Source organism: Streptomyces sp. R33 (genome assembly GCF_041200175.1).
GTDB lineage: Bacteria > Actinomycetota > Actinomycetes > Streptomycetales > Streptomycetaceae > Streptomyces > Streptomyces katrae_B.
This window is the reverse complement of sequence record NZ_CP165727.1, coordinates 3,805,595-3,819,213: the sequence shown is the minus strand read 5'-3', so window position 1 is coordinate 3,819,213 and position 13,619 is coordinate 3,805,595. Positions and strand designations below refer to the sequence as shown.

Annotated in this window: 24 protein-coding genes; all 24 read left to right on the top strand. The window is 65.9% G+C overall.

Annotated features, from left to right (window positions below):
- Positions 1-24: 24 nt before the first annotated feature.
- The 24 genes from AB5J51_RS17345 (at position 25) to AB5J51_RS17230 (ending at position 13,511) form a co-directional block, all read left to right on the top strand.
- The gene (locus AB5J51_RS17345) at positions 25-1,152 is read left to right on the top strand and encodes a hypothetical protein (RefSeq protein WP_053786440.1); all 1,128 of its coding nucleotides are present in this window, start codon (positions 25-27) and stop codon (positions 1,150-1,152) included.
- A 535-nt stretch (positions 1,153-1,687) separates the two neighbouring features.
- The gene (gene rpsJ, locus AB5J51_RS17340) at positions 1,688-1,996 is read left to right on the top strand and encodes a 30S ribosomal protein S10 (RefSeq protein ID WP_003948644.1); all 309 of its coding nucleotides are present in this window, start codon (positions 1,688-1,690) and stop codon (positions 1,994-1,996) included.
- A 14-nt stretch (positions 1,997-2,010) separates the two neighbouring features.
- Positions 2,011-2,655 (top strand): 50S ribosomal protein L3, encoded by a 645-nt coding sequence (rplC, locus tag AB5J51_RS17335; RefSeq protein WP_008739720.1) that lies wholly within the window; start codon positions 2,011-2,013, stop codon positions 2,653-2,655.
- Between the two features lie 5 nt (positions 2,656-2,660).
- Positions 2,661-3,311 (top strand): 50S ribosomal protein L4, encoded by a 651-nt coding sequence (gene rplD, locus AB5J51_RS17330; protein ID WP_030298210.1) that lies wholly within the window; start codon positions 2,661-2,663, stop codon positions 3,309-3,311.
- The gene (gene rplW / locus AB5J51_RS17325) at positions 3,311-3,634 is read left to right on the top strand and encodes a 50S ribosomal protein L23 (protein ID WP_030298212.1); all 324 of its coding nucleotides are present in this window, start codon (positions 3,311-3,313) and stop codon (positions 3,632-3,634) included. The genes rplD and rplW overlap by 1 nt, the downstream gene beginning before the upstream one ends.
- Positions 3,635-3,673: 39 nt before the next feature.
- Entirely contained in the window at positions 3,674-4,510 is an 837-nt protein-coding gene (gene rplB / locus AB5J51_RS17320) for a 50S ribosomal protein L2 (protein ID WP_030298213.1), read from the top strand.
- 12 nt (positions 4,511-4,522) lie between these two features.
- Positions 4,523-4,804: a 30S ribosomal protein S19 gene (rpsS, locus tag AB5J51_RS17315; protein ID WP_030154697.1), complete on the top strand. Its 282-nt coding sequence runs from the start codon at positions 4,523-4,525 to the stop codon at positions 4,802-4,804.
- A 43-nt stretch (positions 4,805-4,847) separates the two neighbouring features.
- Positions 4,848-5,195 carry a 50S ribosomal protein L22 gene (gene rplV, locus AB5J51_RS17310; protein ID WP_007265904.1) on the top strand — a complete coding sequence of 116 codons (348 nt, stop codon included), beginning with the start codon at positions 4,848-4,850 and terminating at the stop codon, positions 5,193-5,195.
- Complete coding sequence (rpsC, locus tag AB5J51_RS17305) at positions 5,195-6,034, top strand: 30S ribosomal protein S3 (protein ID WP_007265905.1); 840 nt, start codon at positions 5,195-5,197, stop codon at positions 6,032-6,034. Before rplV ends, rpsC begins: the two co-directional genes overlap by 1 nt.
- 5 nt (positions 6,035-6,039) lie before the next feature.
- Positions 6,040-6,459, top strand: coding sequence for a 50S ribosomal protein L16 (gene rplP, locus AB5J51_RS17300; RefSeq protein ID WP_030026326.1), 420 nt, complete (start codon positions 6,040-6,042; stop codon positions 6,457-6,459).
- Positions 6,459-6,683, top strand: a complete 225-nt coding sequence (rpmC, locus tag AB5J51_RS17295; protein WP_008739703.1) for a 50S ribosomal protein L29 — start codon at positions 6,459-6,461, stop codon at positions 6,681-6,683. Before rplP ends, rpmC begins: the two co-directional genes overlap by 1 nt.
- Positions 6,683-6,964 carry a 30S ribosomal protein S17 gene (gene rpsQ, locus AB5J51_RS17290; RefSeq protein WP_030026328.1) on the top strand — a complete coding sequence of 94 codons (282 nt, stop codon included), beginning with the start codon at positions 6,683-6,685 and terminating at the stop codon, positions 6,962-6,964. The genes rpmC and rpsQ overlap by 1 nt, the downstream gene beginning before the upstream one ends.
- A gap of 106 nt (positions 6,965-7,070) precedes the next feature.
- On the top strand, positions 7,071-7,439 hold the full coding sequence (rplN, locus tag AB5J51_RS17285) for a 50S ribosomal protein L14 (protein ID WP_003956455.1): 369 nt from the start codon (positions 7,071-7,073) through the stop codon (positions 7,437-7,439).
- Positions 7,440-7,441: 2 nt separating this feature from the next.
- Entirely contained in the window at positions 7,442-7,765 is a 324-nt protein-coding gene (rplX, locus tag AB5J51_RS17280; RefSeq protein WP_053786439.1) for a 50S ribosomal protein L24, read from the top strand.
- Entirely contained in the window at positions 7,765-8,316 is a 552-nt protein-coding gene (rplE, locus tag AB5J51_RS17275; protein ID WP_030298216.1) for a 50S ribosomal protein L5, read from the top strand. The genes rplX and rplE overlap by 1 nt, the downstream gene beginning before the upstream one ends.
- Positions 8,317-8,321: 5 nt before the next feature.
- On the top strand, positions 8,322-8,507 hold the full coding sequence (locus AB5J51_RS17270) for a type Z 30S ribosomal protein S14 (RefSeq protein ID WP_003956452.1): 186 nt from the start codon (positions 8,322-8,324) through the stop codon (positions 8,505-8,507).
- Positions 8,508-8,730: 223 nt separating this feature from the next.
- Positions 8,731-9,129 (top strand): 30S ribosomal protein S8, encoded by a 399-nt coding sequence (rpsH, locus tag AB5J51_RS17265; RefSeq protein WP_007265911.1) that lies wholly within the window; start codon positions 8,731-8,733, stop codon positions 9,127-9,129.
- Between the two features lie 20 nt (positions 9,130-9,149).
- The gene (gene rplF / locus AB5J51_RS17260; RefSeq protein ID WP_030298217.1) at positions 9,150-9,689 is read left to right on the top strand and encodes a 50S ribosomal protein L6; all 540 of its coding nucleotides are present in this window, start codon (positions 9,150-9,152) and stop codon (positions 9,687-9,689) included.
- A 2-nt stretch (positions 9,690-9,691) separates the two neighbouring features.
- Positions 9,692-10,075, top strand: a complete 384-nt coding sequence (gene rplR / locus AB5J51_RS17255) for a 50S ribosomal protein L18 (protein ID WP_030008471.1) — start codon at positions 9,692-9,694, stop codon at positions 10,073-10,075.
- 45 nt (positions 10,076-10,120) lie between these two features.
- Positions 10,121-10,723, top strand: coding sequence for a 30S ribosomal protein S5 (gene rpsE, locus AB5J51_RS17250; protein ID WP_030008472.1), 603 nt, complete (start codon positions 10,121-10,123; stop codon positions 10,721-10,723).
- A complete protein-coding gene (rpmD, locus tag AB5J51_RS17245; protein ID WP_005313525.1) occupies positions 10,723-10,905 on the top strand; it encodes a 50S ribosomal protein L30 in 183 nt (60 codons plus the stop codon). Before rpsE ends, rpmD begins: the two co-directional genes overlap by 1 nt.
- 2 nt (positions 10,906-10,907) lie before the next feature.
- Complete coding sequence (gene rplO / locus AB5J51_RS17240) at positions 10,908-11,363, top strand: 50S ribosomal protein L15 (RefSeq protein WP_030154704.1); 456 nt, start codon at positions 10,908-10,910, stop codon at positions 11,361-11,363.
- Between the two features lie 187 nt (positions 11,364-11,550).
- Positions 11,551-12,864 (top strand): preprotein translocase subunit SecY, encoded by a 1,314-nt coding sequence (gene secY / locus AB5J51_RS17235; protein WP_030298219.1) that lies wholly within the window; start codon positions 11,551-11,553, stop codon positions 12,862-12,864.
- Positions 12,864-13,511 carry an adenylate kinase gene (locus AB5J51_RS17230; RefSeq protein WP_053786438.1) on the top strand — a complete coding sequence of 216 codons (648 nt, stop codon included), beginning with the start codon at positions 12,864-12,866 and terminating at the stop codon, positions 13,509-13,511. The genes secY and AB5J51_RS17230 overlap by 1 nt, the downstream gene beginning before the upstream one ends.
- Positions 13,512-13,619: the final 108 nt, after the last annotated feature.

Genomic DNA, 13,619 nt, shown 5'->3' with positions numbered 1-13,619 from the left:
CCCCGGACATTTCAGGGGTGGGGCATGGCAACGAACAGCGACGACGACAGGCCGGCGGTCTCCGACGAGGAGTGGGCCCGGTTCGTGGAGGACGCCCAGGCGGGCACGGGCCAGGCCCCCCGGGAGCCGTCCGCCCGGGCACGCATGGTCACCGCGCGGCTGCAGGACCGGTCCGCCGAGCCGCCCGGCTGGCGCACCGGTCCTGCCTGGCAGGAGATGCAGGGGCGGGGGCGGGGCAAGCGGCGGCTGAAGGCCGCGGGGGCGATCGTCTTCATCGCCGCCCTCGCGCTGATCGCCATCCGCCCGGAGCTGGTCATCGACCGCGTCACCGGCAAGGCCGCGCAGAACGACAAGGCGCGCGAGGCGCTGCCCGCCGAGACCGCCCGGCCCAGCGCCCCGCCCTCCGCCCTCCACCCGGACCTACCGACCCTCAAGGAGCCCTTCAAGGGGTCCCCGGCCCTGCAGTGGGCCGACGGGGCGGCCGGGATCGAGGTCCCGGTGGCCGAGGCCGCCGGCGGGATGAGCAAGGAGCAGGTCGCAGACGCGCTGGAGAAGGCCAAGCAGTTCCTGGTCGCGGCCAACCTGGACCCGGCGACCCTGCGCGGGGAGCGGCCCGCGGCGGCGCTGGCGCTGCTCGACCCGAAGCTGAAGGAGGAGCTGGACCGCGTCGACGGCTCGCTGACGGCTCCGACGAAGGAGAACGACCCGCTCCACCTGTTCAGCCGGGTCAAGGCGGCCGAGCTGAAGCCCGCGGGCGACGTGGTCAAGGTCCGCGGCCGGATGTGGGTGGAGCCCGGCAAGGAGGCCGGCCAGGCCCATGTGCTGGCCGACTACACCTTCGTCTACCCGTTCGTGAAGGCGAAGCCGGGCGCCGAGCAGGTGGAGCGCACCATCGTGCGGCGCGAGATCACCTTCTCCATCGCCGACCCGCGCAAGTGGGAGGCCACCGCCGGCAAGCTCTGGCTGGACAAGTTCAACGTCGACCTCGCCAACAGCGCCTGCGGCGTGTACGACGGATTCCTGCACCCCGTCTTCGACGAGGACGCGCCGACCGGGCCCACGCCCTCCGGGACGCCCGTGGACCCGTACGACCGCAGCAAGAGCCTGGAGGCCGGCGGGCCGGAGGACTGCGGCACGCTCTCGCGGTCCTGAAGCGAGGCTGCGACCGGGCCGTGGCAGGGGCCTCGGAAAGGTTTCCGGGGCCTGTGGGGGTGCCGGGGCGGACCCCAAGGGGCGCCCGGGCAACCCCACTGCGCGGCGCGGTTTGACCGATCACCGTGGAGGGGTATTCTCTTCGGCCCGATTGGCGCAGTACGTGTCTTGTATGGCAGACTACTCAAGTTGCTCGGCTGAGTGCCGATGCTGCGCGCCTCCCGCCGGGAGGACCGGAAGCGAGTCCCACAGTACTCGTCGCCTTTATCTGCCTTTAGGGGCAGCAATGGGGCGGACGTACGGGAATCTTCTGGGAAGCGTCAGCACGGTGCCTGCCAGGCGCTCGGTGGGTGTTTCTCCCCCGAACCGCGGTCTTGGGACCGCACCCCCTTGGACGAGGGAATTTCCGTATGGGAATTTTCTGTGGAGGGAGTGCGACACGCCCGACCGCGTGGGTCGGAGAGAAGCGGTGGAGAGATCCACAGCCGACCGAGAGCCAGAGCGTTTCCACAACAGACAGGACTACGGAGTAGCCATGGCGGGACAGAAGATCCGCATCCGGCTCAAGGCCTACGACCACGAGGTCATCGACTCCTCGGCGAAGAAGATCGTCGAGACGGTGACCCGCACTGGTGCGTCGGTCGCAGGCCCGGTGCCGCTGCCCACTGAGAAGAACGTGTACTGCGTCATCAAGTCGCCGCACAAGTACAAGGACTCGCGCGAGCACTTCGAGATGCGCACGCACAAGCGCCTGATCGACATCCTCGACCCGACGCCCAAGACCGTTGACTCGCTGATGCGCCTGGACCTTCCGGCCGGCGTTGACATCGAGATCAAGCTCTGAGAGGCGTCGAGAAGATGGCAAAGCAGATCAAGGGCGTCCTGGGCGAGAAGCTCGGCATGACCCAGGTCTGGGACGAGAACAACCGTGTCGTCCCGGTGACCGTCGTCAAGGCCGGGCCCTGCGTCGTTACCCAGGTCCGTACGAACGACATCGACGGCTACGAGTCGGTCCAGATCGCCTTCGGCGAGATCGACCCGCGCAAGGTGAACAAGCCCCTCAAGGGCCACTTCGCCAAGGCCGACGTGACCCCGCGCCGCCACCTGGTGGAGCTCCGCACCTCCGACGCCAGCGAGTACACGCTCGGCCAGGAGATCACCGCCCAGGTGTTCGAGTCCGGCGTCAAGGTTGACGTCACGGGCAACAGCAAGGGCAAGGGCTTCGCCGGTGTCATGAAGCGGCACAACTTCCGGGGCCTCGGCGCCGGTCACGGTGTGCAGCGCAAGCACCGCTCCCCCGGTTCGATCGGTGGCTGCGCCACCCCTGGGCGTGTCTTCAAGGGCATGCGCATGGCTGGTCGTATGGGCAACGAGCGCGTCACCACCCAGAACCTGACCATCCACGCGGTAGACGCGGAGAAGGGTCTGCTCCTCATCAAGGGCGCAGTCCCCGGTCCGAACGGCGGCCTCGTCCTGGTCCGTACCGCGGCCAAGGGGGCTTGAGGTTAATGAGCACCATTGACATCCTTTCGCCGGCAGGCGACAAGGCCGGTACCGTCGAGCTCCCCGCGGAGATCTTCGACGCGAAGACCAGCGTTCCGCTGATCCACCAGGTCGTCGTCGCACAGCTGGCTGCTGCCCGTCAGGGCACGCACAAGACGAAGACCCGTGGCGAAGTCCGTGGTGGTGGCCGCAAGCCGTACCGCCAGAAGGGCACCGGCCGCGCCCGTCAGGGTTCGACCCGCGCTCCGCAGTTCGCCGGCGGTGGCGTCGTCCACGGCCCGCAGCCGCGTGACTACTCGCAGCGGACCCCCAAGAAGATGAAGGTCGCCGCCCTCCGCGGTGCCCTCTCGGACCGTGCGCGTCACTCCCGCATCCACGTCGTCACCGGCGTGGTCGAGGGTGCCGTCTCCACGAAGGCCGCCAAGACGCTGTTCGGCAAGATCTCGGAGCGCAAGAACCTGCTCCTGGTCGTCGAGCGTGCCGACGAGGCCGCGTGGCTGTCCGCCCGCAACCTGCCCCAGGTTCACATCCTGGAGCCGGGCCAGCTGAACACGTACGACGTGATCGTCTCTGACGACGTGGTCTTCACCCAGGCCGCGCTCGAGTCCTTCGTGTCTGGCCCCAAGGCCGATGAGACCGAAGGGAGCGACGCCTGATGTCTGAGGCGACCGTTACCAGCAAGACCTTCACTGACCCGCGCGACCTGCTGATCAAGCCGGTTGTCTCGGAGAAGAGCTACGCGCTGCTGGACGAGAACAAGTACACGTTCATCGTCGCGCCCGGCGCCAACAAGACCCAGATCAAGCAGGCCGTCGAGGCGGTCTTCTCGGTCAAGGTCACCGGGGTCAACACGATCAACCGTCAGGGTAAGCGCAAGCGCACCAAGACCGGTTTCGGCAAGCGCGCTGACACCAAGCGCGCCATCGTGACCCTCGCTGAGGGCGACCGTATCGACATCTTCGGCGGCCAGGCCTCCTAACGGAGGTCTAGTCGTCCGGAATCGGACGAGGACTGAGAAATGGGTATCCGCAAGTACAAGCCGACGACCCCGGGCCGTCGTGGCTCCAGCGTCGCCGACTTTGTCGAGATCACGCGGTCCACGCCGGAGAAGTCGCTGGTTCGCCCGCTGCACAGCAAGGGCGGCCGTAACAACACCGGTCGGATCACCGTTCGCCACCAGGGTGGTGGACACAAGCGCGCCTACCGCGTGATCGACTTCCGTCGTCACGACAAGGACGGCGTGCCGGCCAAGGTCGCGCACATCGAGTACGACCCCAACCGCACTGCGCGCATCGCGCTCCTGCACTACGCGGACGGCGAGAAGCGCTACATCATCGCTCCTCGCGGTCTGAGCCAGGGCGACCGGATTGAGAACGGCCCCACGGCCGACATCAAGCCGGGCAACAACCTGGCCCTCCGCAACATCCCGGTCGGTACCACGATCCACGCGATCGAGCTCCGTCCCGGTGGTGGCGCCAAGTTCGCCCGTTCCGCGGGTGCCTCCGTGCAGCTGCTGGCGAAGGAGGGCACGATGGCCCACCTTCGTATGCCGTCCGGTGAGATCCGCCTGGTCGACGCGCGCTGCCGCGCGACGGTCGGCGAGGTCGGCAACGCCGAGCAGTCGAACATCAACTGGGGCAAGGCCGGCCGCATGCGCTGGAAGGGCGTCCGCCCCTCCGTCCGCGGTGTCGCGATGAACCCGGTTGACCACCCGCACGGTGGTGGTGAGGGCAAGACCAGCGGTGGTCGTCACCCGGTCTCCCCGTGGGGTCAGAAGGAGGGTCGTACTCGCTCGCCGAAGAAGGCTTCGAGCAAGTACATCGTCCGCCGCCGCAAGACGAACAAGAAGCGCTAGGAGCGGGTTTAGATGCCGCGCAGTCTCAAGAAGGGACCCTTCGTCGACGGACACCTCGTGAAGAAGGTGGACGCTCAGAACGAAGCTGGTACCAAGAACGTCATCAAGACCTGGTCCCGTCGCTCGATGATCATCCCGGCCATGCTGGGTCACACCATCGCGGTGCACAACGGCAAGACCCACGTCCCGGTGTTCGTCACCGAGTCGATGGTCGGCCACAAGCTCGGCGAGTTCTCGCCGACTCGCACCTTCCGCGGCCACGTCAAGGACGACCGGAAGTCGAAGCGCCGCTAAAGGCGGGGTGGTAACGACTATGACTTACACCGAAGGGACAACCATGGAAGCCAGGGCCCAGGCGCGGTACATCCGCGTCACGCCCATGAAGGCCCGCCGCGTGGTGGACCTTATCCGTGGCATGGATGCCACGGAGGCTCAGGCGGTCCTGCGTTTCGCCCCGCAGGCCGCGAGCGTGCCGGTCGGCAAGGTGCTGGACAGCGCCATTGCCAACGCCGCACACAACTACAACCACCCGGACGCCTCCACGCTGGTCATCAGCGAGGCGTACGTGGACGAGGGCCCGACCCTGAAGCGGTTCCGTCCGCGTGCCCAGGGCCGTGCCTACCGGATCCGCAAGCGGACCAGCCACATCACCGTGGTCGTCAGCAGCAAGGAAGGTTCCCGGTAATGGGCCAGAAGGTAAACCCGCACGGGTTCCGGCTCGGCATCACCACCGACTTCAAGTCGCGTTGGTACGCCGACAAGCTGTACAAGGACTACGTCAAGGAAGACGTCGCCATCCGTCGGATGATGACGTCCGGCATGGAGCGCGCCGGCATCTCGAAGGTTGAGATCGAGCGCACCCGTGACCGCGTGCGTGTGGACATCCACACCGCTCGTCCGGGCATCGTCATCGGCCGCCGTGGCGCCGAGGCCGACCGCATCCGCGGTGACCTCGAGAAGCTCACGGGCAAGCAGGTCCAGCTGAACATCCTCGAGGTCAAGAACCCCGAGCTCGACGCTCAGCTGGTTGCCCAGGCCGTTGCCGAGCAGCTCTCCTCCCGCGTCTCCTTCCGTCGTGCCATGCGCAAGAGCATGCAGGGCACGATGAAGGCCGGCGCCAAGGGCATCAAGATCCAGTGTGGCGGCCGTCTCGGCGGCGCCGAGATGTCCCGCTCCGAGTTCTACCGCGAGGGTCGTGTGCCGCTGCACACGCTGCGCGCGAACGTGGACTACGGCTTCTTCGAGGCCAAGACCACCTTCGGCCGTATCGGTGTGAAGGTCTGGATCTACAAGGGCGACGTCAAGAACATCGCCGAGGTTCGCGCCGAGAACGCTGCGGCCCGTGCGGGTAACCGCCCGGCCCGTGGTGCAGGCGCTGGCGACCGTCCCGCCGGCCGTGGTGGCCGTGGTGGCGAGCGCGGCGGCCGTGGTGGCCGCAAGCCGCAGCAGGCTGCTGGTGCCGAGGCCCCCAAGGCCGACGCTCCCGCCGCCGCTCCGGCCGAGAGCACCGGAACGGAGGCCTGACCGACATGCTGATCCCTCGTAGGGTCAAGCACCGCAAGCAGCACCACCCGAAGCGCCGCGGTATGGCCAAGGGCGGTACTGAGGTCTCGTTCGGCGAGTACGGCATCCAGGCGCTCACCCCCGCCTACGTGACGAACCGCCAGATCGAGGCGGCTCGTATCGCGATGACCCGCCACATCAAGCGTGGCGGCAAGGTCTGGATCAACATCTACCCGGACCGTCCGCTGACGAAGAAGCCGGCCGAGACCCGCATGGGTTCCGGTAAGGGTTCTCCCGAGTGGTGGATCGCGAACGTGCACCCGGGCCGGGTCATGTTCGAGCTGTCCTACCCGAACGAGAAGATTGCTCGTGAGGCGCTCACCCGCGCTGCTCACAAGCTTCCGATGAAGTGCCGGATTGTTCGGCGCGAGGCAGGTGAGTCGTGATGGCGACGGGAACCAAGGCGTCCGAGCTGCGTGAGCTCGGCAACGAGGAGCTCGTTGGCAAGCTGCGCGAGGCCAAGGAGGAGCTGTTCAAGCTCCGCTTCCAGGCGGCCACGGGTCAGCTGGAGAACAACGGCCGGCTCAAGTCCGTCCGTAAGGACATCGCTCGCATCTACACCCTGATGCACGAGCGTGAGCTCGGTATCGAGACGGTGGAGAGCGCCTGATGAGCGAGAAGAACGTGACTGAGACGAACGAGCGCGGTTTCCGCAAGACCCGTGAGGGTCTCGTCGTCAGCGACAAGATGGACAAGACCGTCGTCGTCGCCGTCGAGGACCGCGTGAAGCACGCGCTGTACGGCAAGGTCATCCGCCGTACGAACAAGCTCAAGGCTCACGACGAGCAGAACGCTGCCGGCGTCGGCGACCGCGTCCTCATCATGGAGACGCGTCCGCTGTCGGCGAGCAAGCGCTGGCGCATCGTCGAGATCCTCGAGAAGGCCAAGTAATCACCTGAGGGGTTTCCCTCAGGTCAGTTCCGCCAGGCTCGGTGGGGTTCCGCTGTTTCTTTAGCGGACCCCCGCCGGGAACCGGCAGACAAATCAGGAGATAGACGTGATCCAGCAGGAGTCGCGACTGCGTGTCGCCGACAACACTGGTGCCAAGGAGATCCTTTGCATCCGTGTTCTCGGTGGTTCCGGTCGCCGCTACGCGGGCATCGGTGACGTCATCGTCGCCACCGTCAAGGACGCGATCCCCGGTGGCAACGTGAAGAAGGGTGACGTCGTCAAGGCGGTCATCGTTCGCACCGTCAAGGAGCGCCGCCGCCAGGACGGCTCGTACATCCGCTTCGACGAGAACGCCGCTGTCATTCTCAAGAACGACGGCGACCCTCGCGGCACCCGTATCTTCGGCCCCGTGGGCCGTGAGCTGCGCGAGAAGAAGTTCATGAAGATCATCTCGCTCGCGCCGGAGGTGCTGTAAGCATGAAGATCAAGAAGGGCGACCTGGTCCAGGTCATCACCGGTAAGGACAAGGGCAAGCAGGGCAAGGTCATTCAGGCCATGCCCGCTGAGAACCGCGTCCTCGTCGAGGGTGTCAACCGGGTCAAGAAGCACACCAAGGCCGGTCAGACCGCTGGTGGTTCGCAGGCCGGTGGCATTGTGATCACCGAGGCCCCGATCCACGTCAGCAACGTTCAGCTGGTTGTGGAGAAGGACGGCCAGAAGGTCGTTACCCGCGTCGGTTTCCGCTTCGACGACGAGGGCAACAAGATCCGCGTTGCCAAGCGGACGGGTGAGGACATCTGATGGCTACCACTCCGCGTCTCAAGACGAAGTACCGCGAGGACATCGCGGGCAAGCTGCGTGAGGAGTTCTCGTACGAGAACGTCATGCAGATCCCCGGTCTCGTGAAGATCGTGGTCAACATGGGTGTGGGCGACGCCGCCCGCGACTCCAAGCTGATCGACGGCGCCATCCGCGACCTGACGACGATCACCGGTCAGAAGCCGGCCGTCACGAAGGCCCGCAAGTCCATCGCGCAGTTCAAGCTGCGTGAGGGTCAGCCGATCGGCTGCCACGTCACCCTCCGTGGTGACCGCATGTGGGAGTTCCTGGACCGTACGCTGTCGCTCGCGCTGCCGCGTATCCGTGACTTCCGTGGTCTGTCGCCGAAGCAGTTCGACGGCCGTGGCAACTACACCTTCGGTCTCACGGAGCAGGTCATGTTCCACGAGATCGACCAGGACAAGATCGACCGTACCCGGGGTATGGACATCACCGTGGTCACCACGGCGACCAACGACGACGAGGGCCGTGCCCTCCTTCGTCACCTCGGCTTCCCCTTCAAGGAGGCGTAAGCGAGATGGCGAAGAAGGCTCTCATCGCGAAGGCTGCCCGCAAGCCCAAGTTCGGTGTGCGTGCGTACACCCGCTGCCAGCGCTGCGGTCGCCCCCACTCCGTGTACCGCAAGTTCGGCCTGTGCCGCGTCTGCCTTCGTGAGATGGCTCACCGTGGCGAGCTGCCGGGCGTGACCAAGAGCTCCTGGTAATTCCCTTCCGTCCGCAAGGACTTGGGAAGTTCCAGAGACTCTCGGTAAGCATCTGGTCGGTGGGTGCCCTGCTCCGCATGCCGTAGGCTTGTGGGGTTGGGCGTCCGCCGTCCATAACGACTTACTACGCCGTAGGTCCCCGCACCGCACCCGTCCCGCCAATGAGTGGGGAGAGGGATGGCGCATACAGGAAACCCCGGCGAGAGAGGCCGAAGGCCACTTCATGACCATGACTGACCCGATCGCAGACATGCTCACGCGTCTGCGTAACGCTAACTCGGCGTACCACGACACCGTCGTGATGCCGCACAGCAAGATCAAGTCGCACATCGCAGAGATCCTCAAGCAGGAGGGTTTCATCACCGGCTGGAAGGTCGAGGACGCCGAGGTCGGCAAGAACCTCGTCCTCGAGCTGAAGTTCGGGCCGAACCGTGAGCGCTCCATCGCGGGCATCAAGCGGATCTCGAAGCCCGGTCTGCGCGTGTACGCGAAGTCCACCAACCTGCCGAAGGTGCTCGGCGGCCTGGGCGTGGCGATCATCTCCACGTCCCACGGTCTCCTCACCGGCCAGCAGGCAGGCAAGAAGGGCGTAGGTGGGGAAGTCCTCGCCTACGTCTGGTAGTCGGGAACGGAGGAAAAGCAATGTCGCGAATCGGCAAGCTCCCCATCCAGGTTCCCGCCGGTGTGGACGTCACCATCGATGGCCGCACGGTCGCGGTGAAGGGCCCCAAGGGTCTCCTCTCGCACACCGTTGCCGCGCCGATCGAGATCGTCAAGGGTGAGGACGGCGTTCTGAACGTCACCCGCCCCAACGACGAGCGTCAGAACAAGGCCCTGCACGGCCTGTCCCGCACGCTGGTGGCGAACATGATCACCGGCGTGACCACGGGATACGTCAAGGCTCTCGAGATCAGCGGTGTCGGTTACCGCGTCGCCGCGAAGGGCTCCGCTCTGGAGTTCCAGCTTGGTTACAGCCACCCGATCCTGATCGAGGCGCCCGAGGGCATCTCCTTCAAGGTCGAGTCGCCCACCAAGTTCACGGTCGAGGGCATCGACAAGCAGAAGGTCGGCGAGGTCGCCGCCAACATCCGCAAGCTGCGGAAGCCCGACCCGTACAAGGCCAAGGGTGTCAAGTACGCCGGCGAAGTCATCCGCCGCAAGGTCGGAAAGGCTGGTAAGTAGCCATGGCATACGGTGTGAAGATCGCCAAGGGCGACGCGTACAAGCGCGCTGCCAAGGCTCGCCGCCACATCCGCATCCGCAAGAACGTCTCGGGTACGGCGGAGCGTCCGCGCCTCGTCGTGACGCGTTCCAACCGCAACATCGTTGCTCAGGTCATCGACGACCTCCAGGGTCACACCCTGGCGTCCGCGTCGACCCTGGACGCTTCGATCCGCGGTGGCGAAGGCGACAAGAGCTCGCAGGCCCAGGCTGTCGGCGCGCTCGTCGCCGAGCGTGCCAAGGCTGCGGGTGTCGAGACCGTCGTGTTCGACCGCGGTGGCAACCGATACGCCGGGCGCATTGCCGCTCTGGCTGACGCCGCCCGCGAAGCCGGGCTGAAGTTCTAAGCCCCGGTTCCGGGACTCACGGACGTAACAGAGAGAGGTAATCCAATGGCTGGACCCCAGCGCCGCGGAAGCGGTGCCGGTGGCGGCGAGCGGCGGGACCGGAAGGGTCGCGACGGTGGCCCTGCCGCCGAGAAGACCGCTTACGTTGAGCGCGTTGTCGCGATCAACCGCGTCGCCAAGGTTGTCAAGGGTGGTCGCCGCTTCAGCTTCACCGCGCTGGTCGTGGTGGGCGACGGTGACGGCACTGTAGGTGTCGGTTACGGCAAGGCCAAGGAAGTTCCCGCGGCCATCGCCAAGGGTGTCGAGGAAGCCAAGAAGAACTTCTTCAAGGTTCCGCGCATCCAGGGCACCATCCCGCACCCGATCCAGGGCGAGAAGGCGGCCGGCGTTGTCCTGCTGAAGCCTGCTTCCCCCGGTACCGGTGTTATCGCCGGTGGCCCGGTGCGCGCCGTTCTGGAGTGCGCCGGCGTTCACGACATCCTGTCGAAGTCGCTCGGCTCCGACAACGCGATCAACATCGTGCACGCGACCGTGGAGGCCCTCAAGGGCCTGCAGCGTCCCGAGGAGATCGCGGCTCGCCGTGGTCTGCCCCTCGAGGACGTCGCTCCCGCGGCTCTGCTCCGTGCGCGTGCTGGGGCGGGTGCGTAATGGCTCGCCTCAAGATCACGCAGACGAAGTCGTACATCGGCAGCAAGCAGAACCACCGCGACACGCTGCGTTCGCTCGGGCTCAAGCGCCTGAACGACGTCGTCGTCAAGGAGGACCGCCCCGAGTTCCGCGGAATGGTTCACACCGTCCGCCACCTCGTGACGGTTGAGGAGGTTGACTAATCATGGCTGAGAACAGCCCGCTGAAGGCCCACAACCTCCGTCCCGCCCCCGGCGCCAAGACCGCGAAGACCCGTGTCGGTCGTGGTGAGGCGTCGAAGGGTAAGACGGCCGGTCGTGGTACGAAGGGCCAGAAGGCCCGTTACCAGATCCCGCAGCGCTTCGAGGGTGGGCAGATGCCCCTCCACATGCGCCTGCCGAAGCTCAAGGGCTTCAAGAACCCGTTCCGCACCGAGTTCCAGGTGGTCAACCTGGACAAGCTCGGCGCTCTCTACCCCGAGGGTGGAGAGGTCACGGTGGCCGACCTGGTCGCCAAGGGCGCGGTTCGCAAGAACAGCCTCGTCAAGGTCCTGGGCCAGGGCGAGATCTCCGTGGCGCTGACGGTTTCGGTTGACGCCGTCTCCGCCTCCGCCAAGGAGAAGATTGCCGCTGCCGGCGGCACCGTCACCGAGCTCGTCTAAGACGAACTCTTGTGACAAATAGCTAGAAACCCGACCGGGGATGCCTCACATATGGGGCATCCCCGGTTGGTCGTTCCACGGGGGGCGCAGTCGCCGGTAAGGTGGCCTGCACCTTTGCATGTACGTATTCACCGATCCCTCAGACCGTCACCTCTGACGCAGTAGCGCGGGGGTCGCAGGAGGCACCGTGCTCACCGCGTTCGCCCGGGCGTTCAAGACGCCCGACCTGCGCAAGAAGCTGCTCTTCACGCTCGGCATCATCGTGCTGTTCCGGCTCGGGTCCCACATCCCGGTACCCGGCGTGAGCTACAAGAACGTTCAGATCTGTGTCGACCAGGCCGGAAGCAGCAACAGCCTCTTCGGTCTCGTCAACATGTTCAGCGGCGGTGCGCTGCTGCAGATCACGATCTTCGCGCTCGGCATCATGCCGTACATCACGGCGAGCATCATCCTGCAGCTGCTGACCGTGGTCATCCCGAAGCTGGAGAACCTCAAAAAAGAGGGTCAGTCCGGCACCGCGAAGATCACCCAGTACACGCGCTATCTGACGGTCGCACTCGCGATCCTGCAGGGCACCGGCCTCGTCGCCACTGCCCGCACTGGCGCCCTGTTCCAGGGCTGCCAGGTCGCCAGCCAGATCGTCCCGAACCGGTCGATCTTCACCACGATCGTCATGGTCGTCACCATGACCGCGGGTACCTGCGTCGTCATGTGGCTCGGTGAGCTCGTGACCGACCGCGGCATTGGCAACGGCATGTCGATCCTGATGTTCATCTCCATCGCCGCCGGCTTCATCGGCGCCCTGTGGCAGATCAAGCTCCAGGGCAAGATCGCCGACGGCTGGGTCGAGTTCGGCGTGGTCATCCTCGTCGGTCTGGCCATGGTCGCCCTGGTGGTCTTCGTCGAGCAGGCGCAGCGACGGATTCCGGTCCAGTACGCGAAGCGCATGATCGGCCGCCGCGCGTACGGGGGCACCTCGACGTACATCCCGCTCAAGGTGAACCAGGCCGGTGTCATCCCGGTCATCTTCGCCTCGTCGCTGCTGTACATCCCGGCGCTGATCGTGCAGTTCAGCGGTTCCACCGCCGGCTGGGCCACCTGGATCCAGAAGCACTTCGTCAAGGGCGACCACCCGTACTACATCGCCGCCTACTTCCTCCTGATCGTCTTCTTCGCGTTCTTCTACGTGGCGATTTCGTTCAACCCCGAGGAAGTTGCAGACAACATGAAGAAGTATGGTGGGTTCATCCCGGGTATCCGTGCCGGTCGACCCACCGCCGAGTACCTGAGCTACGTGCTCAACCGGATCACCTGGCCGGGGTCGCTGTACCTGGGTCTCATCGCTCTTGTGCCGACGATGGCGTTGGCCGGCTTCGGAGCGAACCAGAACTTCCCGTTCGGCGGGACGAGCATCCTCATCATCGTGGGTGTGGGTCTGGAAACCGTGAAGCAGATCGAGAGCCAGCTCCAGCAGCGCAATTACGAAGGGTTCCTCCGCTGATGCGAATCGTCCTCGTCGGACCGCCCGGTGCGGGCAAGGGAACGCAGGCTGCGTTCCTTGCGAAGAACCTGTCGATCCCGCACATCTCCACGGGCGACCTCTTCCGCGCCAACATCAGCCAGAACACCGAGCTGGGCCAGCGTGCGAAGGCGTTCATGGACGCCGGTGACCTCGTCCCCGACGAGATCACCATCGGCATGGCCAAGGACCGGATGGAGCAGCCGGACGCCGTGAACGGCTTCCTGCTGGACGGCTTCCCGCGCAACGTCTCGCAGGCCGAGGCGCTGGACGAGATGCTGCAGACGGCGGGCATGAAGCTCGACGCCGTCCTCGACCTCGAGGTCGAGGAGGACGAGGTGGTCAAGCGCATCGCCGGCCGCCGGATCTGCCGCAACGACTCTGCGCACGTCTTCCACGTCGTGTACGCCGCGCCGAAGACCGAGGGCGTCTGCGACGCCTGCGGTGGCGAGCTCTACCAGCGTGACGACGACTCCGAGGCCACGGTCCGCAACCGGCTCGAGGTCTACCACACGCAGACCGAGCCGATCATCGACTACTACAAGGCCCAGGGCCTGCTGGTGACCATCCCGGCCCTCGGCGAGGTCGCGGACGTCACGCAGCGCGCGATGGACGCGCTCAAGAAGTAGTACCCCTGCAGTGAGCAGTACGGCCGCGGTGTCCCCAGGACCCCGCGGCCGTACTGTTGAGACGACCTGAACAACGCAGATCCGAAGTCCGAAGGTGGAAGGCACTAC